24 protein-coding genes and 1 tRNA gene are annotated in these 24309 nt (G+C 65.8%); 13 read left to right on the forward strand and 12 right to left on the reverse strand.

Annotated elements, in window-relative coordinates; genetic code table 11:
• Positions 1 to 44 precede the first annotated feature (44 nt).
• The gene (locus tag C935_RS0111765; protein WP_018862696.1) at positions 45 to 1442 is read left to right on the forward strand and encodes a glycoside hydrolase 100 family protein; all 1398 of its coding nucleotides are present in this window, start codon (positions 45 to 47) and stop codon (positions 1440 to 1442) included.
• A gap of 12 nt (positions 1443 to 1454) precedes the next feature.
• Positions 1455 to 3626: an HAD-IIB family hydrolase gene (locus C935_RS0111770; RefSeq protein ID WP_018862697.1), complete on the forward strand. Its 2172-nt coding sequence runs from the start codon at positions 1455 to 1457 to the stop codon at positions 3624 to 3626.
• 24 nt (positions 3627 to 3650) lie between these two features.
• On the opposite strand, the gene coq7 is transcribed toward C935_RS0111770, so the two are convergent.
• Together coq7 and C935_RS0111780 are read right to left on the reverse strand one after the other, a co-directional pair.
• The gene (coq7, locus tag C935_RS0111775; protein WP_018862698.1) at positions 3651 to 4289 is read right to left on the reverse strand and encodes a 2-polyprenyl-3-methyl-6-methoxy-1,4-benzoquinone monooxygenase; all 639 of its coding nucleotides are present in this window, start codon (positions 4287 to 4289) and stop codon (positions 3651 to 3653) included.
• Positions 4290 to 4614: 325 nt separating this feature from the next.
• On the reverse strand, positions 4615 to 5799 hold the full coding sequence (locus C935_RS0111780; RefSeq protein ID WP_018862699.1) for a (Fe-S)-binding protein: 1185 nt from the start codon (positions 5797 to 5799) through the stop codon (positions 4615 to 4617).
• 106 nt (positions 5800 to 5905) lie between these two features.
• On the opposite strand from C935_RS0111780, the gene C935_RS0111785 reads away from it, so the two are divergent.
• From C935_RS0111785 to C935_RS0111805, 5 genes are all read left to right on the forward strand, one after another.
• Complete coding sequence (locus tag C935_RS0111785) at positions 5906 to 6640, forward strand: YdiY family protein (RefSeq protein WP_018862700.1); 735 nt, start codon at positions 5906 to 5908, stop codon at positions 6638 to 6640.
• A 54-nt stretch (positions 6641 to 6694) separates the two neighbouring features.
• Complete coding sequence (locus C935_RS0111790; protein ID WP_018862701.1) at positions 6695 to 7000, forward strand: ferredoxin; 306 nt, start codon at positions 6695 to 6697, stop codon at positions 6998 to 7000.
• 60 nt (positions 7001 to 7060) lie between these two features.
• Positions 7061 to 7137: transfer RNA gene (locus C935_RS0111795), tRNA-Met, on the forward strand.
• Positions 7138 to 7276: 139 nt separating this feature from the next.
• Positions 7277 to 7486, forward strand: coding sequence for a hypothetical protein (locus C935_RS0111800; RefSeq protein WP_018862702.1), 210 nt, complete (start codon positions 7277 to 7279; stop codon positions 7484 to 7486).
• A 210-nt stretch (positions 7487 to 7696) separates the two neighbouring features.
• On the forward strand, positions 7697 to 9928 hold the full coding sequence (locus C935_RS0111805; RefSeq protein ID WP_026278786.1) for a hypothetical protein: 2232 nt from the start codon (positions 7697 to 7699) through the stop codon (positions 9926 to 9928).
• A gap of 45 nt (positions 9929 to 9973) precedes the next feature.
• Here the strand turns inward: C935_RS0111805 and C935_RS0111810 are convergent, their stop codons facing one another.
• Genes C935_RS0111810 through C935_RS0111820 form a run of 3 tightly spaced genes read right to left on the reverse strand, consistent with a single transcriptional unit; the run spans position 9974 to position 12878 of the window.
• Entirely contained in the window at positions 9974 to 10987 is a 1014-nt protein-coding gene (locus C935_RS0111810; RefSeq protein ID WP_018862704.1) for a M14 family metallopeptidase, read from the reverse strand.
• An 8-nt stretch (positions 10988 to 10995) separates the two neighbouring features.
• Complete coding sequence (locus tag C935_RS0111815; protein WP_018862705.1) at positions 10996 to 12432, reverse strand: glutamate--cysteine ligase GCS2; 1437 nt, start codon at positions 12430 to 12432, stop codon at positions 10996 to 10998.
• A gap of 2 nt (positions 12433 to 12434) precedes the next feature.
• Positions 12435 to 12878: a hypothetical protein gene (locus C935_RS0111820; protein WP_018862706.1), complete on the reverse strand. Its 444-nt coding sequence runs from the start codon at positions 12876 to 12878 to the stop codon at positions 12435 to 12437.
• A 145-nt stretch (positions 12879 to 13023) separates the two neighbouring features.
• Here C935_RS0111820 and C935_RS0111825 point away from each other — a divergent pair, with 145 nt between their 5' ends.
• From C935_RS0111825 to C935_RS0111835, 3 genes are read left to right on the forward strand one after another with little or no spacing between them, the layout of a single operon-like run.
• On the forward strand, positions 13024 to 13584 hold the full coding sequence (locus C935_RS0111825) for an RNA polymerase sigma factor (protein WP_018862707.1): 561 nt from the start codon (positions 13024 to 13026) through the stop codon (positions 13582 to 13584).
• Entirely contained in the window at positions 13577 to 14392 is an 816-nt protein-coding gene (locus tag C935_RS0111830; RefSeq protein ID WP_018862708.1) for a hypothetical protein, read from the forward strand. Before C935_RS0111825 ends, C935_RS0111830 begins: the two co-directional genes overlap by 8 nt.
• A 40-nt stretch (positions 14393 to 14432) precedes the next feature.
• A complete protein-coding gene (locus tag C935_RS0111835) occupies positions 14433 to 14918 on the forward strand; it encodes a DsrE family protein (protein WP_018862709.1) in 486 nt (161 codons plus the stop codon).
• Here C935_RS0111835 and murU read toward each other — a convergent pair.
• Genes murU through C935_RS0111850 form a run of 3 tightly spaced genes read right to left on the reverse strand, consistent with a single transcriptional unit; the run spans position 14903 to position 17375 of the window.
• On the reverse strand, positions 14903 to 15595 hold the full coding sequence (gene murU, locus C935_RS0111840) for an N-acetylmuramate alpha-1-phosphate uridylyltransferase MurU (RefSeq protein WP_018862710.1): 693 nt from the start codon (positions 15593 to 15595) through the stop codon (positions 14903 to 14905). The genes C935_RS0111835 and murU overlap by 16 nt on opposite strands.
• Positions 15595 to 16581 (reverse strand): aminoglycoside phosphotransferase family protein, encoded by a 987-nt coding sequence (locus C935_RS0111845; protein ID WP_018862711.1) that lies wholly within the window; start codon positions 16579 to 16581, stop codon positions 15595 to 15597. The genes murU and C935_RS0111845 overlap by 1 nt, the downstream gene beginning before the upstream one ends.
• Entirely contained in the window at positions 16578 to 17375 is a 798-nt protein-coding gene (locus C935_RS0111850) for a phosphodiesterase (RefSeq protein ID WP_019572124.1), read from the reverse strand. The genes C935_RS0111845 and C935_RS0111850 overlap by 4 nt, the downstream gene beginning before the upstream one ends.
• Before the next feature lie 141 nt (positions 17376 to 17516).
• Here C935_RS0111850 and dksA point away from each other — a divergent pair, with 141 nt between their 5' ends.
• Positions 17517 to 17942, forward strand: coding sequence for an RNA polymerase-binding protein DksA (gene dksA / locus C935_RS0111855; RefSeq protein WP_012983659.1), 426 nt, complete (start codon positions 17517 to 17519; stop codon positions 17940 to 17942).
• A gap of 45 nt (positions 17943 to 17987) precedes the next feature.
• A complete protein-coding gene (locus C935_RS0111860; RefSeq protein ID WP_018862713.1) occupies positions 17988 to 18866 on the forward strand; it encodes a sterol desaturase family protein in 879 nt (292 codons plus the stop codon).
• Positions 18867 to 18893: 27 nt separating this feature from the next.
• Here C935_RS0111860 and argA read toward each other — a convergent pair whose 3' ends face one another.
• The 3 genes from argA to C935_RS0111875 all read right to left on the reverse strand — a co-directional run bounded on the left by argA (position 18894) and on the right by C935_RS0111875 (position 21101).
• The gene (gene argA / locus C935_RS0111865; protein ID WP_081616609.1) at positions 18894 to 20264 is read right to left on the reverse strand and encodes an amino-acid N-acetyltransferase; all 1371 of its coding nucleotides are present in this window, start codon (positions 20262 to 20264) and stop codon (positions 18894 to 18896) included.
• A gap of 78 nt (positions 20265 to 20342) precedes the next feature.
• On the reverse strand, positions 20343 to 20813 hold the full coding sequence (locus C935_RS0111870; protein ID WP_018862715.1) for a DUF192 domain-containing protein: 471 nt from the start codon (positions 20811 to 20813) through the stop codon (positions 20343 to 20345).
• Between the two features lie 15 nt (positions 20814 to 20828).
• Positions 20829 to 21101 (reverse strand): heavy-metal-associated domain-containing protein, encoded by a 273-nt coding sequence (locus C935_RS0111875; RefSeq protein WP_018862716.1) that lies wholly within the window; start codon positions 21099 to 21101, stop codon positions 20829 to 20831.
• Between the two features lie 82 nt (positions 21102 to 21183).
• Here C935_RS0111875 and ilvD point away from each other — a divergent pair, with 82 nt between their 5' ends.
• The gene (ilvD, locus tag C935_RS0111880) at positions 21184 to 23088 is read left to right on the forward strand and encodes a dihydroxy-acid dehydratase (RefSeq protein WP_018862717.1); all 1905 of its coding nucleotides are present in this window, start codon (positions 21184 to 21186) and stop codon (positions 23086 to 23088) included.
• Positions 23089 to 23126: 38 nt separating this feature from the next.
• On the opposite strand, the gene C935_RS0111885 is transcribed toward ilvD, so the two are convergent.
• Complete coding sequence (locus C935_RS0111885) at positions 23127 to 24119, reverse strand: IS110 family transposase (protein ID WP_018862131.1); 993 nt, start codon at positions 24117 to 24119, stop codon at positions 23127 to 23129.
• Positions 24120 to 24309 lie beyond the last annotated feature (190 nt).

A 24309-nucleotide genomic window follows, 5' to 3' on the forward strand; every position in this document is an offset into this window, starting at 1 on the left:
CCAGGTACGTGCACAAGCGCACGCGTTTCCATAGACTCGGAGCCATGAACCAGCTTCCGCCCGATGCCCGAAACCCGACGCTGGAGTCCGCCTTCCAGCTGCTTCGTGATGCCGAGGTGCGCTATCAGGGGCGCACGGTGGGGACCGTCGCCAGCCTGGATACGCGCGCGCCAGCGGAGAACTACGCCGACTGCTTCATCCGCGATTTCGTGCCCTCCGGGCTTGTCTATCTGCTGAACGACGAGCCCGAGGTCGTGCGCGAGTTTCTGTCGCTGATCCTGCAGATCCGCGATACCCAGGAGGAGATCGAGGGTCACCGCCGGCTGCCGCGGGTGATGCCGGCGAGCTTTCGCGTGTTTACCGACGAGAACGGTCGCGAGGGGCTGGCGGCCGACTTTGGTGACCGCGCGATTGGCCGTGTGGCCCCGGTGGACTCCATGATGTGGTGGGTGCTGCTGCTGCGTGCTTATCAGAACCGCACCGGAGACCACGACTTCATCAAGAGCCAGGATGTGCAGCGCGGTATCCGGCTGATACTCAGCATCTGCCTGCAGGACCGCTTCGAGGTCTTCCCGACCCTGCTGGTGCCGGACGGCAGCTTCATGATCGACCGGCGCATGGGCGTGTTCGGCCACCCGCTGGAGATTCAGGCACTGTTCTACGGCATGCTGAAGGCCTCGCTGGCGATGCTCGAACCCTGTGATACCGACTCCGAGCAGCTCTGCGAGCAGTCCGCGATCCGTACCCGGCAGTTGTCCGACTACATCCGCCACTACTACTGGCTGGATCTGGAGCGGCTGAACGACATCCATCGCTATCGCACCGAGCACTTCGGCCACGAGTCGGAGAACGCGCTGAACATCTACCCCGAGAGCATCCCTGACTGGCTGGTGGACTGGCTGCCGTCGGAGAGCGGGTACCTGGTCGGCAACCTCGGCCCTGGGCGGATGGACTTTCGCTTCTTCAGCTTCGGCAATCTGCTGGCGGTCCTGTTCGGCCTGGCCGACGAGCGCGAGTCGCGCTCCATCATGCAGACCTTCGAGCAGCGCTTCGAGGACCTGATCGGGACCATGCCGGTCAAGATCTGCTACCCGGCCATGAGCGGCGAGGAATGGCGCCTACTAACCGGCTCCGATCCCAAGAATACCCCGTGGTCGTACCACAACGGCGGCAACTGGCCGGCGCTGCTGTGGGCGTTTACCGGCGCCGCGCTGCGGGTCGGGCGCCCGGATCTCGCGCGCAGCGTGCATGCGGTGGCGGCGGAACGCCTGCACCGCGACGACTGGCCGGAGTACTACGACGGCCGTCACGGCCGGCTGATCGGCCGGCGCGCCAACTACCAGCAGACCTGGTCGGCCACCGCCGTGCTGGTGTCGCAGGCGCTGCTCGACAACCCCGAGTCCATGAGCCTGTTCGACAGCCCGGAACCGGAATTGCCATGAGGATGTGCGTCGATGAAAAAGACCCAGAGCAAGGCCCGTGACGGCGAGGGTCTGTATCTCGTCCTGATCAGTGTCCACGGGTTGATCCGGGGGCAGGATCTGGAGCTGGGACGCGACGCCGATACCGGCGGACAGACGCTCTATGTGGTGGAGCTGGCACGGGCGCTGGCGCGACACCCGCAGGTGGGGCGGGTCGACCTGCTGACACGGCGCATTGTCGATAACCGCGTCTCGGACGACTATGCCCGGCGCGAGGAGTCGCTCGGCGACGGCGCCTTCATCGTGCGCCTGGACTGCGGGCCCAGGCGCTACCTGCGCAAGGAAAAGCTCTGGCCGTATCTCGACTGCTTCGCCGACAACGCCCTCGGGCATATCCGCGAGGTCGGGCTGCGCCCGGACGTGATTCACGGGCACTATGCCGATGCCGGACATGTGGCGGTGCGCCTGTCCAACCTGCTGGGCGCGTCGATGCTCCAGACCGGGCATTCCCTGGGTCGGGTCAAGCGCGAGCGCCTGCGCGAGGGCGGGATGTCCGACGACGACATCGAGTCGCGCTACAACATCGCCACCCGCATCCACGCCGAGGAAGAGGCCCTGGCCCATGCCCACCGGGTGATCGCCAGCACGCGCCAGGAGATCGGGGAGCAGTATGCGGCGTACGACAACTACCAGCCCGAGCGCATGGAGGTGATCCCGCCGGGGACCGACCTCGAACGCTTCCATCCGCCCAAGCGCGGCCAGCGCAGGCCGCCCATCTGGCCGGCGATCCGGCGGTTCCTCCAAAAGCCCGACCGCCCGCTGATCATGGCGCTTTCCCGGGCCGACGAGCGCAAGAACATCCGTGCCCTGGTCGAGGCCTATGCCGGCAACGAGTGGCTGCAGGAGAACGCCAACCTGGTGATCGTGGCCGGTAATCGCGACGACATCCGCGACCTCGACAAGGGCGCGCGCGACGTACTGACGGACCTCTTGCTGCGCATCGACCGCCACGACCTCTACGGCCGCGTGGCCTATCCGAAGCACCACAGCTCGGAGGACGTGCCCGATCTCTACCGCCTGGTCGCATCCAGCAAGGGGGTGTTCGTCAACCCCGCGCTGACCGAGCCGTTCGGCCTCACGCTGATCGAGGCCGCCGCCAGCGGCGCCCCGATCGTCGCCACCAACGACGGGGGTCCCGAGGAGATCATCTCGCGCTGCCACAACGGGTTGCTGGTCGATCCGCTGGACCCGGAAGGGATCGCCGATGCGATCCAGGGCATCCTCGCGGACCGCCCGCGCTGGCAGCGCTATTCGCGCGCGGGCCTGAAGGGCGTGCGCCAGCACTACTCCTGGGACGGGCATGCCGAGAAGTACGTGAAGCTGGTCAAGGAGCTAAGCAAGGAGGTGCGCCAGACGCGGCGCGAGCAGCGCTCGACCTCCGGTCGGCTGGCCAAGGCCGATCGCGCCGTGATCACGGACATCGACAACACCCTGCTGGGTGATGCCAGGGCCACGCGGGCCTTTGTGGCCTGGCTCAAGCGTCACCGCAAGCAGGTGGTGTTCGGCGTCGCCACGGGTCGCCGGGTGGACTCCGCCGCGGCCGTGCTGGAAGAACACGGAGTGCCCGCCCCGGATGTCTGGATTACCTCGGTGGGCAGTGAGATCCATTACGGGGTGGACCGGACCGAGGATCGTGGCTGGGCGCGGCATATCAGTCATCGCTGGGAGCCCGATCGCCTGCGCGAGTGTCTGCTGAAGGTGCCCGGGCTGGAGCTGCAGCCACAGGAGGACCAGCGGGCATTCAAGGTGAGCTTCTTCGTCGATCCTCCGGGGGAGCTGGATGCCGAGAGCGTCGAGACCCGCCTGTACCGCGAGGATCTGCACGCCCGCGTGATCTACTCGCACAAGCGCTATCTGGATCTGCTCCCGGTGCGCGCCTCCAAGGGGCTCGCGGTGCGCTACCTGTCCGACAAGTGGGGCATCCCGCTCGAACATGTGCTGGTCGCCGGGGACTCCGGTAACGACGAGGACATGCTGCGCGGGCGGCTGCTCGGGGTCGTGGTCGGGAATCACCAGCCGGAGCTGGAAGGGCTGCGCGGGTTCCAGCGCATCTTCTTCGCCGACGCGACCTATGCGCGCGGCATCCTGGAGGGCATCGAGCACTTCGATCTGCCCAACCGCTGCGACATCCCGGCCGACGAATAACGCCGGTGGTGCCGGCGAGCCGAGTCAGATCCAGTAGGCGGTGCGCGTCATCACGCCGGACGTGAGCGGCATCAGCACGTTGCGTACCGGCCAGGGGGGCGGCCGGCCGCCCAGCGCCATGGCATGCGCCCCGTGTTCCACCTCGTCCTGCTTCATCTGCTCGAGGATACGGGCGGAGGTCTCGTCGCTCTTCGGCAGGCGCTCCAGGTGGCGGTCCAGGTGGCGCTCGACCTGACGCTCGGTCTCGTCGATAAAGCCCAGACTCCACGCATCCCCTGCCAGTCCCGCCACGGCGCCGAGCCCGAACGAACCGATGTACCAGAACGGCCCCAGCAGGCTCGTGTGGCCGCCCAGCTCGTGCACACGCTGCGCGCACCAGTGCAGGTGGTCGCCTTCCTCGCGCGAGGCCTGGTCCAGGTGCTCGCGGATCTGCGGGTTGCGCGCGGTCAGCATCTGACCCTGGTACAGCCCCTGCGCGGCGACCTCGCCGGCATGGTTGACCCGCATCAGGCGGGTCGACAGCTTGCGGTCGTCCTCTTCCAAGTGCGGCCAGTCGTCGCCCCCGGGCGACGGGCGGCCGGTGGAGCGGGCTTGGCCGGCCACGACCTTGACGAACGCATCGGCCTGGCCGATCAGGTGATCCAGGGGGCTGAGTTTGCGCATGGTGGTGCCCGTTTCGCAGGGAATGGTTCCAGGGAAACACTGATCAATGTAGACGTTCGCGCTCGAGTCGCTTTTGCGTGCGAACAAGGCGCGGTGACTGCCGTGCAGTCATTCTGCACAAGGGAGCCGCAACGCCGTGCGCGCGCAAAAGCGGCCGAGCCCCTTCGGGGTTGGCACCCCAGGTTCCCCGATCCTGCGTTGCGCCGCTTGTCGGTAGAACCACTACCGGCTGCACGACGCGCCTTGTCTCGGAAAACCTGGGGTGCCAACGCGAGCGTCTACATTAATCAGTGTTTCCCTAGCGTAACGCAAGCGATTGCGGTCGTCAGGTCGTAGAGGCGCTGGAGTTTAGCCGGCTGGCGAGAAAGCGGGCCGGCGAGAGGACGGGCGGCCCCCCGCGATCTTCGGCCAGGGCGCGCAGGTGGACGCTGCAGCCGACATTTGCACTCACGATCACATCGGGGGTATCGGCGGTCAGCGCATCCAGGGTGGCCGTGCCCAGCCCGTCGGACATCTCGGGAAGCGCAAGCATCGCGGTGCCACCGGCGCCGCAGCAGTTCGGGGCATCGGATACGTCGGTCAGAATGATGCCCGGCAGTCGTTGCAGCAGTGCGGTCAGCTCGCGAGCCTCGCGGGTGACATTGCGCAGGGTGCAGGGGAAGTGCAGCGCGACGCGGACGGGGGTGTCGAGCCAGGACGGGGGAGTGAACTCGGCCGCCAGGTGTTCGCTCAGAAACCGAGTCAGGCTGACGCTGCGGCGGCCCAGGTCGCCTTCGGGGATTTCGCTCAGCGTGGCCTCGCACCCACTGTCCAGGGTGATCACCGGGGCCTCGCCGTCCAGGATCTCCTGATTGCGCTGTTGCAGGGTGCGTGCCGCCTGTGGCCGCCCGCCATGCTGTCCCAGTGCCCCGCAACAGACCTGTCCGCGCGGCACCGCGATCCGGAATCCGAGTTGTTGCAGTACGGCGAGCGCGGCCTCTAGGTCCGGTCCGGTAAAGAAGCGATCCATGCACCCAATAAACAGCAGGGCATCGGCGTGCTCCGGGGCGACGGTGCCCGTCAGCTGCGGCGCCGGTGCCAGCGAGGCACGGGTATGGTCCAGGATGCGCCACAGCGGCTGGCCGGAGCGCAGCCAGCGTTGCACCCCGGTCTTGCGGGCGACGCGGGCGGTCACGCCCCCGAGGGCACGCAGCGGCCCATGGCGCAGGGCAGCGGTCTGCAGGGACTGTCGCAATCTGAGACTGCCGGGGCGGGGCTTCGGTGGGTGGTCCTCAAGGATCTCGCGTGCGCGATCCATCAATGCGCCGAACGGGACACGTGCCGGACAGACGACCTCGCAGCTGCGGCAGCCGAGGCAGCCCTCCAGGTGCTCGCGCAGGCGGGATGATTGTGGCTCCAGCCGGCCCTGGGCCAGCCCCTGCATCAGGGTCAGGCGCCCGCGCGGCGAATCCCCTTCGACCCGGTGCCAGGCATAGGTGGGGCAGTGCGGCAGGCACAGTCCGCAGTGCACGCACTGATCGGCTGCGGAAAGACCCTGAAACCGTGGCGGTTGGTCCGAAGAACCGAGGGGCTTTGCTAGGGTTTCGCCCCAATTACTCTGCCTCGGGAGGTCTTCCATGCTGCGTTCGTCCCGCCCAGTTCGTTCCTCGCTTGCCCTGTTCATGCTGGTCAGCATACCAGCCCTGCCAGCCGTCGCCTGGGACGCAGAGGGCTGGGAAACCAGCATCGAGCTCGGGGCCTCCAAGACCACCGGCAACACCGATTCCACCAAGGCCCACGCGCGCTTCCGTTCGCAGCACACGAGCGAGGAGTGGCGTAACCGCCTGCGTCTGGACGGCTACTACCACGAGGAGGATGACGACACCACGGGGGAGCGCTATGTCGGGAGTTACCAACTGGATCGCAAGCTGGGTGAGCATGACTATCTGTTCGGTGCGGCGCGCTACGAGCGCGACCGATTCAGCAGCTATGTGTATCAGGGCTCGTTGACCACCGGTTATGGTCGTCGCCTGGTGGATCGCGAAACGGTCAAGCTGGATGCCGAAGCCGGCGGGGGTATGCGGCAGTATCGGAAGCGTACCGAAGGCGGCAGAGAGCGCGAGCCGGTCGCACGCTTTGGTGGCAACTTCCGTTGGGATCTCTCCGAAAACGCGCGCCTGACCGACGAGCTGCTAATCCTTTATGGTTCGGACAACACCGAGATCGAAAACATCCTTTCGCTCACCGCGGACATGACCAGTCGCCTGGCGCTACGCACCAGCTTTACGGTGAAGCACAACACCGACGTTGAACCAGGCACCGAAAACACCGACACCATCACCGATGTCACACTGGTCTATCGCTTCCACTAACCGGATCTTCCGCGCCCCGCGTTATCATGCGCTGATCGAATGACGGAGCACACGATGGGCTACTACGAACGCCACATCTTCTTTTGTACCAACTGTCGCGAGGACGGCAATTGCTGCGAGGACCATGGGGCGACCGAGATGCGCGCCTATGCGAAGGATCGCGCAAAGGCGATGGGAATCCACGGTAAGGGGCAGGTTCGGGTCAACACGGCTGGCTGTCTGGACCGATGCAATGAAGGGCCGATCGCCGTCGTCTACCCGGAGGGGGTCTGGTACACCTACCACGACGAGCACGATATCGACGAGATCCTCGAGGAACACCTGAAGAACGGGCGGGTTGTCGCGCGTTTGCAGATCTGACCTGCGTCGCGCATCAACTTGACTTTGTGCGGACAGCTCCGGAGAATTCGCAGCCCGCGTGGCTACGTAGCTCAGCTGGTTAGAGCACATCACTCATAATGATGGGGTCCCCTGTTCGAATCAGGGCGTAGCCACCACCGTCTTCATGAAAGGGCTGCCCAGGCAGCCCTTTTTTCGTTCCCGGGCTGTGGGCGGGCTTGTTGCTGGTCATCCGGGGCTCCGCTAGACTGCGCCTCGGCCGGCCCGGCTCATTGGGACCAACCTCGGACGAACTCCATGAAACGTTTCGGAATCCGCATCCGCCTGCCGGAAGGCAGCACCATGTCCATGCCGCATCTGCTGGGCCCCGACTGGGAGTCCTATCGCTGGTACGACAGCGAGCAGGCGCGCGAGAAGGCATTGGCCGACATGCAGCGCGAATTGCCGAACTACCGCAAGGGCGATCACGTCCAGCAGCTGCTCGAGCGCGTCGAACGCGAAGACTGAGTTTTCTGGCGCGTCGATCCGATCGTATCGCCATCCTTTGGTATGAGTCTCCTTCCGCCGGGAGAGCCCCTTTGCCTCGTCTGAAGCACCGCCGCCGCTCATCGGCGGCCCTGTCACTCCTGTCTGGTTGAAACCCCGCGTCTGCCATGCTTTAGTGCGAGGCGCAAGGAACCAGCACTCATTCTTGGTGATTCATACAGGAGTACAGGCATGTCCACATCCAGGCCCAGCGATACCGCGCCGGAGACCCCGTCCGAAGACACGGACAACGCAATGGGTGAAGGAGGGGGAGCCATGCCTGTCCGACCGCGCACGGCCATGCCGGCCGCCGGCGGCGGCCGAGCCTCGATGCGCACGACCCAGGAGCGCACGGAGCCACACTACTTTACCGAGCGCGACCTCGACCGAATCCTCGAGAATCTCGACCACCTGCGTAGCACGGTCTTCCCGCGGCTGACCAAGGGAGGCGCAGCAGACGAGCACAAGCAGCAGTGTTTCCCGTCGGTGTGTCTGATCGGTGTCGGGCGGTGTGGCTCCAATGTGGCCCTGGATGTCGCTGCTCTGGTCCACAGTGCTCGCTCGGAATACATGCGCGAGCTGGACAACGAGGAAAATGGCGGGCGCGAGAAGGAAATGCGGCCGCTGCGCTGGATTCGCAAGAGCCTGAACCTGCCGCCGTCCAATGCGGTGAAGCCGGTGTTCCTGATCGAACCGATGGTGATGCTGGGCGATCTGGACAAGGACATCGAGGGACGCATCCGCTTCTCCAGCCGTGCCGGGCAGGACAACTTCATCGACAACTACAACAAGATGAAGATCATGGATCTGTCCGAGGTGCATGCCGGTGGGGCCGGTAACGCGCCTATCCTGGGCCAGTACCTTGCGCGCATCATCCTGAACAAGGACACCGATCAGTTTTCCAACGAGGACTGGAAGTTCATCCACTCCTATCTGATCGACTCCTGTGGCATCAAGGCCAACCAGTCGCGGCTGTACTTCTACATCTTCAGCGCGGGCGGGGGTACGGGCTCCGGCATGGCCTCCGAATTCGGGCTGGCGCAGCAGTACTCCTACATGCGCAAGACCTTCGACCCGAAGCTGGAAAAGCGCGACAAGGCCAATCGTGACCACTCGTTCGTGTTCGAGCCGATCTTTGCCGCCGGTATCTGCATCCTGCCGAACATCCAGGACAACCGGGTGGAGATGTCCGAGGCGCTGCACATCAATGCCGGGCGCTTGCTGTGCAAGTATCTCGCGGAGGAATGGGACTTCTCCTACAACTTCGAGGCCGAGGAGACCCGCGATGAGGACATGATGCATCGTATCCGTCCCTGGAACGCGATGATGCTGATCTCCAACGACATCATGCGCTACGCGGAGGAGACCGACGACGGCAATATCCGCAATGTCGACGTCAACGCCATGGAGAAGTACGCCAACCAGTACATCTCCCAGCAGATCTTCAACATCCTGACTGCGCAGGCGGTTACCACGGACTACGACGAGGACTATTTCCGCCGCGCGGGGGTCGACATTGGCGAGACCATTCGCCTCGATGCGAACGATCTGTTCATGAGTCTTGCGGGGCCGGTCGCCGTGGCCTATGCGGAGTCCGAGGTGGCCACTGGCGAGCACGCCCCGGTCGGGCAGGGTCCGCTGGATATCGACGATCTGTTTTATCGGTCCATCGATCTGCCGCACTTCAACAAGCAGACCGAGGCGATCGAGGGCATCAGCCTGCTGCCGATCGATGCGCCGCGCTACCGCGAAGCCTTGAAGAAGTACAAGGAATCGAGCATGGACGCGGTCCACCTGCGCGACCTGCACTTCTTCAAGAACTGCTCGTCCATCGTCACGATCCTGTCGTTGCCGAAGGACTACAAGCTGTCCTACATGGACCTGAACCGGCTGAAGACGCACCTGAACGGGCTGTTCCCGAACACCACGCTCAAGCGTTATGCCCTGGTCATCGGGGCCTCGGCCAACCTGTCGCTGACGACCCTGGTGGTGAAGAGCCCCTGCCTGTCGGACGACTTCCTGACCCTGTTCGTGGCCTACATCAAGCGCTGCTTCGCCAATGACAAGACACGCTTCGACGACACCCTCGACCATGCGGTGCTGGATCTGATCCGGGCGGAGGAATTCGACGAGCAGCGCGTGGACGAAATGCTCAATGAGTTCGAGAACCCGACGCGCATCCTCGATACCAACTGGTACGCGATCAAGCCGATGTACGAGAAGAAGTATCGCGAGATGTGCAGCGACGAGAAAAGCTTTGTCTCGATCAACGACATCCGTCTTAGCCGCGAGAACGTCAAACAGGCGATTCGCTACCTGCGCGAGATCTACCGCCATCGCACCAGCAAGACGCAGATCATCAGCCTGAACGATGGCAAGACCGGCACCACCGCGGCCAAGCGCCGGGCGAGCAGCAAGAAGTAGCGCCAAGCGGGTCGCCCCGGGAAGTGCCAGGGGCGACCCAAAGTCTCAGGGCAGGGCCAGCGGTTCCATCAGATAGCACAGGCAGTCCTGCGCGATCACTCGTGTGTCCAGCGTCAACATCGACGGCATCGCTGCGCGCTTGAGCCGGATCTCGTCGCCGCGGGTTTCCAGATATTCCGCTGTCACTTCGCGTCCATCCTCGGCGATCGCCACCAGTGGGCTGTCCACCTCCGGACGGATACGCACCAGTGTCGAGCGGGCCGGCAGGAGCTGGAAGTTCAGGCGGTCCAGGTCGGGTTCGAGCCGGACATCGTGCTGCGCGTCCAGCCCGGCCTGCAGCCCGGGCCGCACGCGTACCTGGGCCACGGTGTGGAAGATTTCGATGTCGCCAGCGCGCGGCGGCTGTTCCGGGAAATGATCCAGGTGCAGCACTGCGTCCAGCATCTCGCAAGCGTGCTGGATGCCCGATTCGTCATTGGGCGGGCCGCACTCCAGCGTGACCGAGGGGGCAATGCTTGCCAGGGCCATCGAGGCCACACCTCGCGGGCGCGTGAAATAGACCACCGTGCGGCTGAACAGTGCCGCCAGGTTCATGAATGCCGGATCCAGGCGGTTGATGCAGGCGTAATGCGGGTTGCGTCCGGTGTTGTTGTGCAGGTCGACCGCGGCGAACAGGCCGTGCCGCTCCAGGCGGCGGCAGACCTCGGCCAATCGATCGGCCTCCGGCGACCCCGGCTGCTCTGTGCCGGGCCAGATGCGATTGAAATCCGGCTGCTCGTCGAGGTGGCGCTGGTTGACGGCCGCGGCGCGCGGGTTGCCGATGATCAGCGTCAGTGCCCGCGGGAGGGGCTTCCCGGTGTAGTGTCGCAACAGCCGCTGGATCGCCTGCAGGCCCACGGGCTCGTTCCCATGCAGCAGCAGGACGACTGCTACCGCCGGCGACCGTTGGCCCTCTAGGTGAATCAGGGTGGGCTCCGGTACGCACTCGTGCAGGTTCTCCGGGGTGGTGTCGAGAAAGCCCTCGGGCAGTTCGTGCAGTTCGTGCAGGGTCGTGTTCATGGTTCGAATCAGAGCCCCCAGGTGTGGACCGGCGAGCCGGTGTTCTGCCAGCCGCGATAGGCGCGCACGAGGCCGGCCCAGTCGCGTCCATGGCGTTCCACCCAGTCGCGTTGCCATTGCGCTCCGGTCTGCCGCGCCGCGGTGCGCGCCGCGATAATCCCGAGCAGACTGTTGGCCTCGGCCGGATCCACACCCAGGTGGTCCAGACCCGCGGCGGCCCGGGGCAGGAGCTGCCGCCGGATCAGGCGGGGGGCCGGTTCCGGCTCTGCGTGCCCCCAGCGTAGCCGGGAATCCAGCCCGTAGCGCGCGGCATTGTAGAAGTTGTCGCGTGCCTCCGAGAAGGGTGTGTCCAGTGTCCCGTCGGCCGATTCGTGAATCAGGTGCTCGGTGAGCCCCATCGCAAACGCTGTGTTCGCCAGCATGTCGATCAGGGTCGGGCCGGCTGGCAGGCAGCGGAACTCTAGGCGCAGGTTACGTCGACCGCGTTCGTCGACACCCACGATGGGACGGTTCCAGCGCCAGATGGTCCCGTTGTGCAGAGCTACATGACACAGTTCGCGGGGTGGCGCATCCAGCTGCGCCGGCAGCAGCACCGGAAAGTGCTCCAGGTTCTCGGTAAAGAGTTCGCCAATCGAGCGGTGCAGGTAGCCGGTGCCAAAGGTCACACGCCGGATCGGCCCGCGGGCGCTGTCGGCGAAGCCGCCGACCTCGACCGACTGCTCGAACACCGGGATACGGCTCTCGCACCACAGGTCGTGCCCGAACACAAACGGGGTGTTGCCGGCCGCAGCCAGTACGGGCGCGCTGGCCACCAGGCTCGCGTTGTAGGCGCGGTGGGCAATCGCCGGGCGGGTCTCCGTGTGGACCTGGAACGAGGTGGCCAGGGCCTCCAGCATCACGTCGCAATGAACGTGCTGCAGGTGCTCGCGACCGACGATGTCGAGCTTGAGTGGCCGTTGGGCCCGCTGTTCCAGTACGGCCGCGTTCAGGGCACGGTAACGCGCCTGGGGCGACATGTGATGCAGGCCGAGGTCCTCTGGCTGGAGGGTCGGGAGCGTGCCCGCCATCAACAACTCGGCATGCTGGTGGCGGGCGGCGCGGCGCGCCTGTCGCAGGGTCTCGTTCAATTCCGAAAAGATGGCTGCAAAACACCCGGGGCCCACACGGAAGACCGATGAGTTGAGTTCGAGGTTGAACCGCGCGAGCTCCAGAGTGGCCAGGGGGCTGTCCATGGACTCCAGGACTCCCTGATTGACGGGGAGGGGCCTCCCGGCGGTGTCGCAAAGCCAGGCTTCGATTTCGAACCCGAGCCGTGGCGGGGCTTCGGGACTATCCGCCTGTTGGTCCAGCCACTCGTGCAGCAGCGCCGTCTCACGAACCAGGGCAGTGCGAAACCGCTCGAAGTCCTGCGCGTCGAAGTGCTCGTCGGCGATCTCCTGGCCCAAGATCAGTCCTCGTCCGGCGCGTCGTCGTAGAGGCTTTCGAGGAGATCGCCCCAGGCCTGTTCGTGCTTTTCGAGGAAGGTCAGTAGCACCTTGCGAAACGCCAGGTAGTCGGACTCGAAGGCCGCGAAATCCTCGCCACCGTTCAGCAGTTTCGCCGCGCGGTCGGTCTGTTGCAGGCTGTCGCGCAGGTTGAGTGCGGCGGCCATCGCCCCCTTCACGCGTTCGCGCTCGTGCGGGATCCAGGCGCGGTCGGACAGCAGCGATCGCAGGTTTTCGCCCAGCTCCAGCAGGCGTTTGCGCAGGCGTGGCACGGCACCGATGGTTCCGGTCTTCAAATCGCCCCAGACGGCATTGGTGATCAGGCGCGACCAGCGTTCACGCAGATCGCTTGTGGTCTCTGGGTCGAACGCAAAAGAATCTTCCAGTTGTTGCGGATCGAAGGGCATTGGGTATCCTGAAGCTGGGGTTCGGGACACAGTCCACAAAGGGGAGGCTGTGTGGTCCGGAATAGCGCTGCGTTGGGTAGCGTCCTACAAGGTACAAGAACAAGCAAGGCCGCACGTACGGCCCTGCGGATGGAGGAAATACAACATGGCGACCTGGTTCGCGCAGAGGCGGCTGCGTCAGAAGGTCTGTGACCTTCGACCGCAGATGTACCGCATGGCATTTGCCTGGTGTCACGACGCCGCGCTGGCCGATGACCTGGTGCAGGAAGCGATGATGAAGGCCCTGACGCGGCTGAAGTCGCTGCAGGACGAGAGCGCCCTGAAGGCCTGGGTGTTCCGCATCATGACCAACTGTTACCGGGACTGGGGGAGACGACAGAAGGACACGGTGGATGTGGACAGCATGGAGCTGCCCTGCGAGGACTGTCCGGAGATGCAGACCGAACGCAACCGGATGGTGTCGGATGTCCACCGCGCGATGGCGCAGTTAAGCGCCGACCACCGACAGGTGGTGTCGCTCGTGGACCTGGAGGGGTTTGCGTATTCGGAAGTCTCGGAGGTGCTGGACGTACCGATCGGGACGGTCATGAGCCGCCTGAGCCGGGCTCGGGCGCAGCTGAAAAAGGTGTTGTTGGAGCAGCAGGCCGACAAGGGGCAAGCGGCCGATGGACCCCATCTTCAGGTAGTGAGGAATCGGCATGGCTGAACACCGTCTCAATGCGCAGGATCGCCCCAGCGAGGAGATTCTCAACGCGTTCGTCGATGGCGAATTCTCGCCCGAGGATCGCCTCAACACGCTGAAATTGATCTCGTCCAGCGAACGGCTGAGTCGCGAGGTCTGTGACATGCATCAGCTCAAGGAGCTGGTCAGCATGGCCTATGAGGACGTGCCGGCGGACCAGTCCGGTGCCGGCGGACGCTGTCGGATTTCGCAGGCACCGCGTTCTCATTGGTTTCCGTCGATGGCGGCCGGGGTCGTGGCGCTGGTGCTGGGGTCGCTGGCGGGCTACGAGATTACGCGCGATGCCGGCTTCCTCGGCAGCGGCGAGCCGACCGCCTGGATCGGTGGTGACGCTGGCGAGACGGCGCTGATTGCCCGCGGCGATCATGCTGGCGGCTACGCGCCGCAGGTCATCGCGGCGACCGAGACCGACCAGATCCTGCTGCATATCAACGAGGCCGACCCGAAATCCATGGCCGAGTTGCTGGACGACATCGAGGCGATGTACCGCGACGCGGCGGCCGATGGTCGCGAGTTGAACGTGCAGGTCGTGGTGCACAACAACGCGATGGACTTCCTGCGCACGGACCGGGCTCCTTATCCCGAGCGTGTCGCGGCGCTGAGCCAGGAATATTCGAGCCTGCGTTTCACGGCCTGTGCCCAGACGCTCGAACGTCTGGCGCGTGAGGAGGGCGGTACGGTGGACATTCTCCCGCAGGCGGAACGAATCGATTCCGGCGTGGCCGAGGCCGCGCGCCGCCAGGCCGAAGGCTGGATCTACATCAAGGTATGATCGGCCCGGTCGCGGGTAGTCTCGTCGGGCCAAGTTGGCGATGAAGGTCCTCTCTTTTCTCCTGCGCCGGGGCGGGCTGCTGGCCGGGGCGCTTTTCGTCCTGTCGCTGGGGGTCACCTGGGCGTTGTTTGCGCCCGAGCCAAACGGCGTTGCCGCTGATGCCGACGACACACTGCAGGTGGTCTACCACATCAACGCCGATGATCCGGCCCTGCACCTGAACGCCCTGCGCAATCTGCAAAACCATATCGACGGGAGCGGTGTGGATCGCCTGGAGATCAAGGTCGTGATGCACGGTGGCGGGGTCAACCTGTTGCAGTACGCGAACGATGAACCGGACCTTCGCGCAACGGTGGATACACTGAAGATGCAGGATGTCCGCTTTCTCGTGTGCGGCAACACGCTGGATAAGCGGGGAATCGGTCTGGACGACCTTTACGATGCCCAGCCCGAGGACCGTGTGCCCTCGGGTATTGGCGAGCTGACCCGACTCCAGCGTGCGGGGTATACCTACATCAAGCCGTGATGTCGGCGCCGGTCGATGTCCGTCTCCAGCGCCGCGAGGCGCTCGGGCGTGCCGATGTCGCGCCAGTCCCCCGTGTAGTGTTCCCCGCTCACCTGACCGTGGTCGACGGCCTCGCGCAGAAGGGGACCGAGCGGGCAGCGCCCTTCAGGCAGGCCTGCGAACAGCGCGGGGTGATACCAGCCAATGCCGCTGAAGGTCAGCGGTGTGCCCGTATCCAGTGATACTTGCCTGCCGGAGAGCCGAAAGTCGCCCCGGAGGTGGTGAGGCGGGTTGTCTACCAGCACCAGGTGCGCGAGCCGGCCGCCTTCCGCAAGGGCCTGTTCGGCGGGTGGGTCGAGGGGGTGTTCGCACCAGACATCGCCATTGACCACCAGAAACGGCCCGTCGCCCAGCATGGGCAGGGCCTGGCGAATGCCCCCCGCGGTTTCCAGTGCTCCCTCCGGCTCTTCGGAGTACAACAGCCGCGTGCCTGCATATTCGGCACCCAGCGTCTCGCGGATCTGTTCGCCCAAGTGTGCGGTGTTGATCACTACCGTGCGGTAGCCGGCCCGGGCCAGGCGTTCCAGGGTATAGGCGATCAGCGGGCGCCCGGCGACCGGGAGCAGTGGTTTCGGGCAATGGTCGGTGAGCGGGCGCATGCGTTCGCCGCGTCCGGCGGCCAGGATCATCGCTCGCATCAGGCGTGCTCCCTGTCCGTGTGGGCGGCGAACCAGCGAGCGACCGGCTCCAGCTCCGGGTGACGCAGGCCCTGTTCCAGTAGCCGGTGCAGGCGCGGCAGGTGCTCCAGATAGCGGGGTTTGCCGTCGCGTTCGGCCAGGCGCACGAAGATGCCCAGGATCTTCACCGTGCGCTGCACGCCAAGCACGCGATAGTGCGTCATGAACGACGCGCGGGGCATGTCCACCATGGACAGATAGTGTTCGAGCCCGTGGGTGACGGTGTCGGCCGAGACCTCGCGGCGCGCGTCTTCCAGTAGCGAGACCACGTCATAGGCGGGACTGCCGATGACCGCATCCTGAAAGTCCAGCAGCGCGCAGGCCTGTTTGTCGCCGGGGGGCAGCATCAGGTTGTCGACATGGAAATCGCGCAGCACCAGGGTTTCCGGGAGGTTCGGCAGGGCATCCAGGGCCTGGTGCCACGCGGCGTCGAAATCGGCGCGCATCGGTTCCGGCATCGCCCGGCCGTTCAATCGCGGCCAGTACCAGTCCGCGTACAGGCCCGTCTCTGCGAGCAGGCGCTCGTGGTTGTAGGGAGGGATGCCATCTGCGCGTCCGTTTTCCGGCCAGCGCTGATGGAGTGTAGCCAGCGTATCCAGGGCGTGCCGGTACAGCGGCCATTCGTCCGCCCCCTCGGCCAGGGCCCGGGTGAAGGTGCGGTCCCCCAGGTCCTCCAGCAGCACGAAGCCCGAGTCGGGATCGTGTTCCAGTACCCCGGGGGGGCGCAGCCCCAGATCCTCCAGAAGCCAGGCGATCCGCACGAAGGGCCCGGTCGCCTCGCGTTCGGGCGGGGCGTCCATGATCACCACCGACATCCCGTCCCGGCGTGCACGGAAATAGCGGCGAAAGCTCGCATCCGCGCGCAGCAGATGCAGACCCTCGAATTCCCCGGGCAGGGTATCCAGCCATCGCTGCAGCGCGTGGATGCGGGTGTCCTGAGTGCTCATGCCAAATGTCCCGCGGCTGTGTGGGTCCCGGGCACCCGGACCACCTGTGTCTTGAATCGCCCATCCGGGTACAGATCCAGGACGCGGTAGCCGGCGTCCAGGGCCGCATCCACGGCGAACTCTTCGGAGCCCGGTGAGAACTGGACGCAGGTCGACGGGCAACCGAGGAATTCGACTGTGCCCCGTCGGACCCGGAAATCCTGGTGGATGTGCCCGAACAGGCAGGCGCGCACCTGCGGATGGCGGTCGAGCACCGTGAACAGCGCGTCCGGATCGAGCAGCCCCAGCCGATCCATCCAGGCGCTGCCGATGGCCACCGGCGGATGGTGCAGCGCGACGATCGTGGGGCGGTCCGGATCGGCCGACAGGCTTCGTTCCAGTCGTTCGCACTCTGCCGCGTCCAGACGCCCGGCCGCCTCGCCGGGGGTGCTGGAATCCAGTCCGACCAGCTTCCAGGGGCCCAGCATCCTCTCGCCATGGACCTGGCAGGTTCCGGGCTCCAGTGCCGCGCGCAGGGTCTGCGAATCGTCGTGGTTACCGGCGAGCGCCAGCATCGATTCGTGGCGTGCTCGCAGCCGCTTCGTCAGCCGCGCGTAGGTGGCGGGTTCCGGGTCCTCGGCCAGATCGCCGCTCAGCAGCAGGACGTCCGCCGCCGGTTCCCGGGGCAGCGCGTCCAGAATTCGCGCCAGTTGGGTGTCGCTGTCCGGGTAACCGGCCCGGATCGGCCCGGGGTCGCGGCCCAGGTGGGTATCACTGATCTGGATCAGGCGCTGCATAGTCGTCATGGTGTGCATGGGTTCCCATGAAGTCCGGCGATTGTTGCGCGGCGGTTGCCGTCCGCGCGGGGAAGTGCCCTATACTGGATCGGGTGTACCTGTCGTCGTGCCGGGTCCGTTCCGACATGGGGTCGGAAGACGGTCCGGCGAGGGGCCGATATGAGCCAAGAAGCCGAAACCATCCTGGAGTCCGGGTATCGTCCGTCCGAGGACGAACCCTACATGAATCCGCGTCAGCTGGACTACTTTCGCGCCAAGCTCGAAGCCTGGCGTGCGGAGCTGATCGAGGAGTCCGAGCAGACGCTCGAACACCTGCGCACCGAGAGCTGGCAGGAACCGGACCCCAACGACCGCGCGACCCACGAGGCCGACGCCGGGCTGGAGCTGCGCACGCGGGATCGCTACCGCAAGCTGCTGAACAAGATCGATGCGGCCCTGGCACGTATTGATCTGGGTGAATACGGCTATTGCGAGGAGACCGGCGAGCCGATCGGCATCGCCCGCTTGGAGGCGCGCCCGATCGCCACGCTGAGCGTAGCTGCCCAGGAAGCCCATGAACGCAACGAGGCCCGCTTCGGTCAGTAGATACAGGCGCACCCTGGCGCCCATAGTGACACGTAGGGCACACGCATGACGGACTGGTTTCTGGCGCAGGAGCCGATTATTCGAATCGGTATCCTGTTGTCCGTTCTCGCGATCATGGCGACCTGGGAGATTCTGGGGCCGCGGCGCCCCCTGTCGGTGGGCAAGGCCTATCGCTGGTCGAACAACTGGGGTGTGGTAATTACCGGCACGCTGCTGACCCGGTTCCTGTTCCCGGCGGGTCTGGTGGGTCTGGGGCTCTTCGTCGAGACCCAGGGCTGGGGATTGTTGCAGGTGCTGGATCTGCCCTTCTGGCTGGTCGTGCTGATTGCGGTCGTGGTCCTCGATTTCGCGATCTGGGCGCAGCACGTGATGTTTCATGCCATCCCGTCGCTGTGGCGGCTGCATCGCATGCACCACGCCGATCTCGACTTCGACTTGACCACTGGCCTGCGCTTCCACCCCCTGGAGATCCTGCTGTCGTTCGGCATCAAGGCCATGGTGGTGGTCGCAATCGGCGCCCCGGCCCTGGCGGTACTGATCTTCGAGGTCATCCTCAGCTCGCTGGCTCTGTTCAACCACTCCAACGTGCGCATGCCGGCCCCGGTGGACCGGGTGTTGCGCTGGTTCGTCGTCACGCCGGACTTCCACCGTGTCCACCACTCCTGGTATCCGCACGAGACCAACTCGAACTTCGGATTCAACCTCTCGCTCTGGGATCGGGTTATGGGGACTTACCGGGCGCAGCCGCAGGACGGGCACGAGGGGATGACCATCGGGCTCAACCAGTTTCGCGATCCCACCTGGGAGCGGCTCGATCGCATGCTGATCCAGCCCTTCGTCGGGCCCGCCGACAGCTATCCGATCAATCGCCGGCCCGAGACCGAGCGGGGGTCGAGCGAGGAGGTCACCCACCGACGGCGCTGACGGCGCGGCTGCCGCGGGCGGCAGGGTTCAGGGCTGGAGCCGCTTCGTGTAGACCCGGGAGTTGCGCGCCTGGTTGTAGTGCGCGCGCCGCTCGGGCGGCAGATCGTTGACCTGGCCGGTCGTGTAGCCGCGCTCCTGAAACCACTGCGCGGTGCGGGTCGTCAATACGAACAGCTGCCGTGCGCCCTGTTCCCGCGCCAGTGACTCCATTGCCGCCAGCAGGCGGTCGCCCCGGCCGCTGCCACGATAGTCGGCGTGCAGGGCCAGACAGGCGATCTCCGCCGCCTGTTCGCCAAACGGATACAGCGCGGCGGTGCCGATGATCAGACCGTCGACATCCAGCACCTGGAAGCGCTCGATCTCCAGTTCCAGATGCTCGCGCGCACGATGGACCAGGATGCCCTCGGCCTCCAGCGGCTGCAGCAGGGCATGGATGCCGCCGACATCGTCGATCGTCGCCTGACGCAGCCGCTCCAGCGGTTCGCGCGAGACCAGCGTTCCGATCCCCTGGCGGGTGAACAGCTCGATCAGCAGCCCGCCATCGTCATGGCGATCCACCAGATGGACGCGCATCTCGCGCTGGCGGCAGGCATCGATCGCGCTCTTGAGGTGGTTGGCCAGCTCCTCCGGCAGATCGTCCGCTTCCGCCAGGAGCCGTTCCGCGGCGGGCACGGTCAGCTGGCCCAGGACCCCGTGTTCCGGATCGCGCAGGACCCCCGCCTCGGTCAGGAAGATCAGCTTGTCCGCGTTCAGGGCGATCGCGACCTGGGTCGCCACGTCCTCGCCCGAGAGGTTGAACACCTCGCCGGTGGGCGAGTACCCCAGCGGCGAAACCAGCGCCACCTGTTCCCGGTCCAGCAGGTTGCGCAGGGCCTCGGTATCGACCCCGCGCACCTCGCCGGTGTAGTGAAAGTCCACGCCGCCGCGCACGCCAAGGGGGCGCGCGGTGACGAAGTTACCGCTGGCCACGCGCAGTCGTGCATTGCCGGTGCCCGGCTGACCAAGGCTGCGCGACAGCAGCCCCTCGATCTGCAGGCGCAGCCGGCCGACTGCATCCAGCACTGCCTCCAGCGCCGGCGCGTCGGTGACCCGCAGGCCCTCCGCGTACTGCGGCGTCAGACCGCGCTCGGCGAGCCGGGCCTCGATCTGGGGGCGTACGCCATAGACCAGCACCACGCGCACCCCGAGGGCGTGCAGCTTGGCGATATCGCGCATCAGCTCCGGGAACTCCGGTGCCAGCGCGGCCTCGCCGGCCAGCGCGATAACCATCGTCCGACCCCGGTGAGCGGCGATATACGGCACCGCCCCGCGGAACCAGTCGAGTTCCGAGGGGTGCGGGGCGGCGCGGGTTTCGCTGGGCGCGCCGGGCGTGGCACTGGCGGTGGCGGGAGGGTTCACGGGCGTGTCCGCGCGCGGATGGGCTTGTCGGACAGTGTAGGGAAAGCGCGCCGCGCGCGCATCAGTGTGAGATCTGAGCTATTTCTTGCCCAGCGCGCGCGGGAGGTCGTCGATCCGGTCGCCGGCGCTGACGTCGTTTTCCTCAAACCAGCCCGCGTTGACCTCCAGCGCATAGAGCACGTCGCGTTTGGCTTCGTGCAGGGTGGTGGTCTGTGGTTCCATGGTCTCGATGTTGGTGATGCGGTAGTCGGCGTCGATGAACGCGACGTCCAGCGGGATGTAGGTGTTGCGCATCCACATCGCGTAGCGCGCCGGGTGATCCCATACGAACAGCATCCCCTGGTCGTCGGCCAGTTCCTCGCGGTGCATCAGGCCCTGACGGCGTGCCGGCTCGTCGGCCGCGATCTCCACGCTGAGCGTGCGCTCGCCGACCTTGAGCTCGGTGACCGGCAGGCCGGGCCCGGCCTGAGGCGAGCCCCACAGCAGCAGGACCCCCAGCAAAGCTGCGCCCGCCACGAGGGCGGGCGCAATACGCGGGATTGAGTGCATCTCGTCTGCTGCCGGTTAGTCGCCGCTCATGCGGCCCACGGCGCAGCTGGCGAAGGACTTGGCCTTGGCGCTGGCGGAGCGCAGACCGGAGACCGAGCCGGTCTCGGGGTAGCCCATGCTGGCGAGCTTGGCGGCCACCGCCTCGCGGGCGCTTTCCGGCGCGTCGACCTCGACCGCCCCGCCTTCAACATCGACCTTCGCGCTCTCCACACCCTCGACCTGCATCAGGCCCTTGCGGATGGAGTTCGCACAGCCACCGCACTTGATGTTTTCAACCTCAATTTTCATGGACTGCACCTCGGGATACTGGGGTTTGTACTGTTCATTATGTACGATTCCGCATCTGCATAAACGTTCACGAGACCCGACCATGCCCGCCTATCGTTCCCGCACCACCACCCACGGCCGCAACATGGCCGGCGCCCGTGCCCTGTGGCGCGCCACCGGCATGAAGGATGGCGACTTCGGCAAGCCGATCATCGCCATTGCCAACTCCTTCACCCAGTTCGTGCCCGGGCACGTGCACCTGAAGGATCTGGGCCAGTTGGTCGCCGGCGAGGTGGAGAAGGCCGGTGGTGTGGCCAAGGAGTTCAACACCATCGCGGTGGACGACGGCATCGCGATGGGTCACGGCGGGATGCTCTATTCGCTGCCCTCGCGCGAGATCATCGCCGATTCGGTGGAGTACATGGTCAATGCCCACTGCGCCGACGCGCTGGTGTGCATCTCCAACTGCGACAAGATCACCCCGGGGATGCTGATGGCCGCGATGCGCCTGAACATCCCGGTGGTGTTCGTCTCCGGCGGCCCGATGGAGGCCGGCAAGGTGCAGGCACCGGGCAGCGACAACGTGATCCACCTGGACCTGGTGGACGCGATGGTCAAGGCCGCAGACTCCAGCGCCAGCGACGAGGAGGTGGAGGCCATCGAGCGCTCCGCCTGCCCGACCTGCGGCTCCTGCTCCGGCATGTTCACCGCCAATTCGATGAACTGCCTGACCGAGGCCCTGGGCCTGTCGCTGCCGGGCAACGGCTCGCTGCTGGCCACCCATGCCGGGCGCAAGTCGCTGTTCGAACAGGCCGGCCGGCGCGTGGTCGAGCTCGCCAAGCGCTACTACGAGCAGGACGACGAATCCGTGCTGCCGCGTTCGATCGCCACCTTCGAGGCCTTCGAGAACGCGATGAGCCTGGACATCGCGATGGGCGGCTCCACCAATACCGTGCTGCACCTGCTGGCGGCCGCGCGCGAGGGCGACGTGGACTTCACCATGGCGGACATCGACCGCCTGTCGCGAAAGGTCCCGAACCTGTGCAAGGTGGCCCCGGCCACCCAGCTCTACCACATGGAAGACGTGCACCGCGCCGGCGGCGTGGTCGGCATCCTCGCGGAGCTGGATCGCGGCGGGCTGATCCACCGCGATGTCCCGACCGTACACGCCGACACTATGGGCCAGGCGCTGGAGCAGTGGGACGTGATGCTTCACGCCGCCGCTTCCGAGACGCTGTACAAGGCCGCGCCGGGCGGCGTGCCCACCCAAGTCGCGTTCAGCCAGGACAAGACCTGGGACAGCCTCGACATCGACCGCGAGAACGGCTGCATCCGCGACATCGAACATGCCTACTCGCAGGACGGCGGCCTGGCCGTGCTCTACGGCAACATGGCCCCGGACGGCTGCATCGTGAAGACCGCGGGCGTCGACGAGAGCATGTTCGAAACGCAGCAGCTGCGCTACACCACCAGCGTGCCCACTTCGACGATCCGTGTCTTCTCCGGCCCGGCCCGTATCTTCGAAAGTCAGGAATCGGCCGTCGAGGCTATCCTTGGTGACCAGATTCAGGCGGGTGACGTCGTGATCATCCGCTACGAGGGCCCGAAGGGCGGCCCCGGCATGCAGGAGATGCTCTACCCGACTTCGTATCTGAAGTCCAAGGGGCTGGGCAAGGAATGCGCGTTGATCACCGACGGGCGCTTCTCCGGGGGCACCTCCGGCCTGTCCATCGGCCACGTCTCGCCGGAGGCCGCGCAGGGCGGCGCGATCGGTCTGATCGAGGAGGGCGACACCATCGTGATCGACATCCCCGGGCGCGAGATCCGCATTGACGTCGACGACGCTACCCTGGCGGCCCGCCGCGCGGCGATGGAGGCCCGTGGCGCGAAGGCCTGGAAGCCCGAATCGCGCAAGCGTGAGGTCACCCAGGCCCTGCGTGCCTACGCCCTGATGACGACCTCCGCCGCCTTCGGCGCGGTGCGCGACATCTCCCGCTTCGAGGACTGACCGAGGGCTACCAGCAGGGTCGTAGATACCGTCTTGCCCTATGAGGTGCAAGGCGTGTCATTTCGGGGTTGATACGGAGTTTGCGACTTGAGGACGCCGAAGGCGATGTGCAGGAGCTTGCGCATGGCTGCCCCGATCGCGGCCATCTTGGCCTTGCCCCGCCTCAGAAGACGGTGGTACTGGTGCCGTACGTCCGGGTTGTGGCGGCTGGCCACGACGGCGGCCATGTAGAGCGTTTTGCGCAGCCGCCCCGAGCCGGCCTTCGCCAGCCGCGGGGGTCGCTGGACCGAGGTCCCGGACTCCTGCAGGACCGGTACCAGTCCATGGAACGCCGCCGCCTGCCGAGCACTCGTGAACGCACGGCTGCGCAACGTCGCGGCCATCGACGCCGACAACACCCGGCCGATGCCGGGGATGCTCTCCAGCAAGGCCCGATCCCGCTTGAGATGATCATGCGCGTCGAAGTGATCATCGATCTGCTGCTGTAGCCGACGGTATTCCTCGCGCAGGGCTTGCAGCACGTTGTCGATCGACGCCTGGGCGAGGGTGTCCTCGCTGAACTGCGCCTTCTCCAGGCGATTCTCCTCGCGCCGGATGTCCTGCTCAAGGGCTTCCAGCCGGCTGAGCAGGCGTTTGAGCTCCCGCACCTCGGGCGGCTCAGGTTGCCAGCGCCGTGGCGCGCGCTCGATGCCGTAACGCGCCAGCATCATGCTGTCCTTGCGATCCGTCTTGTTGCGCACCCCCATGCCTTGGGCGTGGAAGCGCACCTGAGCCGGGTTCAGCACATAGACCCGAACCCCCTGCTCATGCAGCCAGTAGGCTAGCGGTTCGTGATAGATGCCGGTGGCTTCCAGATACACCTGAAGCGTCTCGGGCGCTTCACCCGTGTTGCGCTGCAGCCAGCGCAGCAACTCCGGGTACTGGTCCTGGCGGTTCGGGAATACCTTCGGCTTGACCTTGCCCGCCTCCAGATCCCGGACCCACATGCAGTCGAGCTTGTTCTTGCTGACATCAATGCCAATATGAGCCATCTCGTCCTCTCACCTTGTCCGTACAGCCTCACCCGCCCTTCACGGGGAGCTTGGATACCGTTCAAACTTCGAGATGAAAAAGGACTCGGGGGCCCATCTACGGCACAGGTTCGTGACCTCAGGATGCGATCGGGTTACCCCGAGTCCGGTGCGGTCCATGGTAGCGATCCGTGAACCGCAAGACACAAGG

Origin of the sequence: Thioalkalivibrio sp. ALJ3 (assembly GCF_000377205.1) — a bacterium.
In the GTDB taxonomy this organism is placed as follows: Bacteria; Pseudomonadota; Gammaproteobacteria; order Ectothiorhodospirales; family Ectothiorhodospiraceae; genus Thioalkalivibrio.

Excerpts from the sequence above, each read along its gene's own strand:
- C935_RS0111765 (WP_018862696.1), top strand. The coding sequence starts at position 45 with ATGAACCAGCTTCCGCCCGATGCCCGAAACCCGACGCTGGAGTCCGCC.
- C935_RS0111770 (WP_018862697.1), top strand. The coding sequence starts at position 1,455 with ATGAAAAAGACCCAGAGCAAGGCCCGTGACGGCGAGGGTCTGTATCTC.
- coq7 (WP_018862698.1), bottom strand. The coding sequence starts at position 4,289 with ATGCGCAAACTCAGCCCCCTGGATCACCTGATCGGCCAGGCCGATGCG.
- C935_RS0111785 (WP_018862700.1), top strand. The coding sequence starts at position 5,906 with ATGCTGCGTTCGTCCCGCCCAGTTCGTTCCTCGCTTGCCCTGTTCATG.
- C935_RS0111790 (WP_018862701.1), top strand. The coding sequence starts at position 6,695 with ATGGGCTACTACGAACGCCACATCTTCTTTTGTACCAACTGTCGCGAG.
- C935_RS0111800 (WP_018862702.1), top strand. The coding sequence starts at position 7,277 with ATGAAACGTTTCGGAATCCGCATCCGCCTGCCGGAAGGCAGCACCATG.
- C935_RS0111805 (WP_026278786.1), top strand. The coding sequence starts at position 7,697 with ATGTCCACATCCAGGCCCAGCGATACCGCGCCGGAGACCCCGTCCGAA.
- C935_RS0111810 (WP_018862704.1), bottom strand. The coding sequence starts at position 10,987 with ATGAACACGACCCTGCACGAACTGCACGAACTGCCCGAGGGCTTTCTC.
- C935_RS0111820 (WP_018862706.1), bottom strand. The coding sequence starts at position 12,878 with ATGCCCTTCGATCCGCAACAACTGGAAGATTCTTTTGCGTTCGACCCA.
- C935_RS0111825 (WP_018862707.1), top strand. The coding sequence starts at position 13,024 with ATGGCGACCTGGTTCGCGCAGAGGCGGCTGCGTCAGAAGGTCTGTGAC.
- C935_RS0111830 (WP_018862708.1), top strand. The coding sequence starts at position 13,577 with ATGGCTGAACACCGTCTCAATGCGCAGGATCGCCCCAGCGAGGAGATT.
- C935_RS0111835 (WP_018862709.1), top strand. The coding sequence starts at position 14,433 with ATGAAGGTCCTCTCTTTTCTCCTGCGCCGGGGCGGGCTGCTGGCCGGG.
- murU (WP_018862710.1), bottom strand. The coding sequence starts at position 15,595 with ATGCGAGCGATGATCCTGGCCGCCGGACGCGGCGAACGCATGCGCCCG.
- C935_RS0111845 (WP_018862711.1), bottom strand. The coding sequence starts at position 16,581 with ATGAGCACTCAGGACACCCGCATCCACGCGCTGCAGCGATGGCTGGAT.
- C935_RS0111850 (WP_019572124.1), bottom strand. The coding sequence starts at position 17,375 with ATGCACACCATGACGACTATGCAGCGCCTGATCCAGATCAGTGATACC.
- dksA (WP_012983659.1), top strand. The coding sequence starts at position 17,517 with ATGAGCCAAGAAGCCGAAACCATCCTGGAGTCCGGGTATCGTCCGTCC.
- C935_RS0111860 (WP_018862713.1), top strand. The coding sequence starts at position 17,988 with ATGACGGACTGGTTTCTGGCGCAGGAGCCGATTATTCGAATCGGTATC.
- C935_RS0111870 (WP_018862715.1), bottom strand. The coding sequence starts at position 20,813 with ATGCACTCAATCCCGCGTATTGCGCCCGCCCTCGTGGCGGGCGCAGCT.
- C935_RS0111875 (WP_018862716.1), bottom strand. The coding sequence starts at position 21,101 with ATGAAAATTGAGGTTGAAAACATCAAGTGCGGTGGCTGTGCGAACTCC.
- ilvD (WP_018862717.1), top strand. The coding sequence starts at position 21,184 with ATGCCCGCCTATCGTTCCCGCACCACCACCCACGGCCGCAACATGGCC.
- C935_RS0111885 (WP_018862131.1), bottom strand. The coding sequence starts at position 24,119 with ATGGCTCATATTGGCATTGATGTCAGCAAGAACAAGCTCGACTGCATG.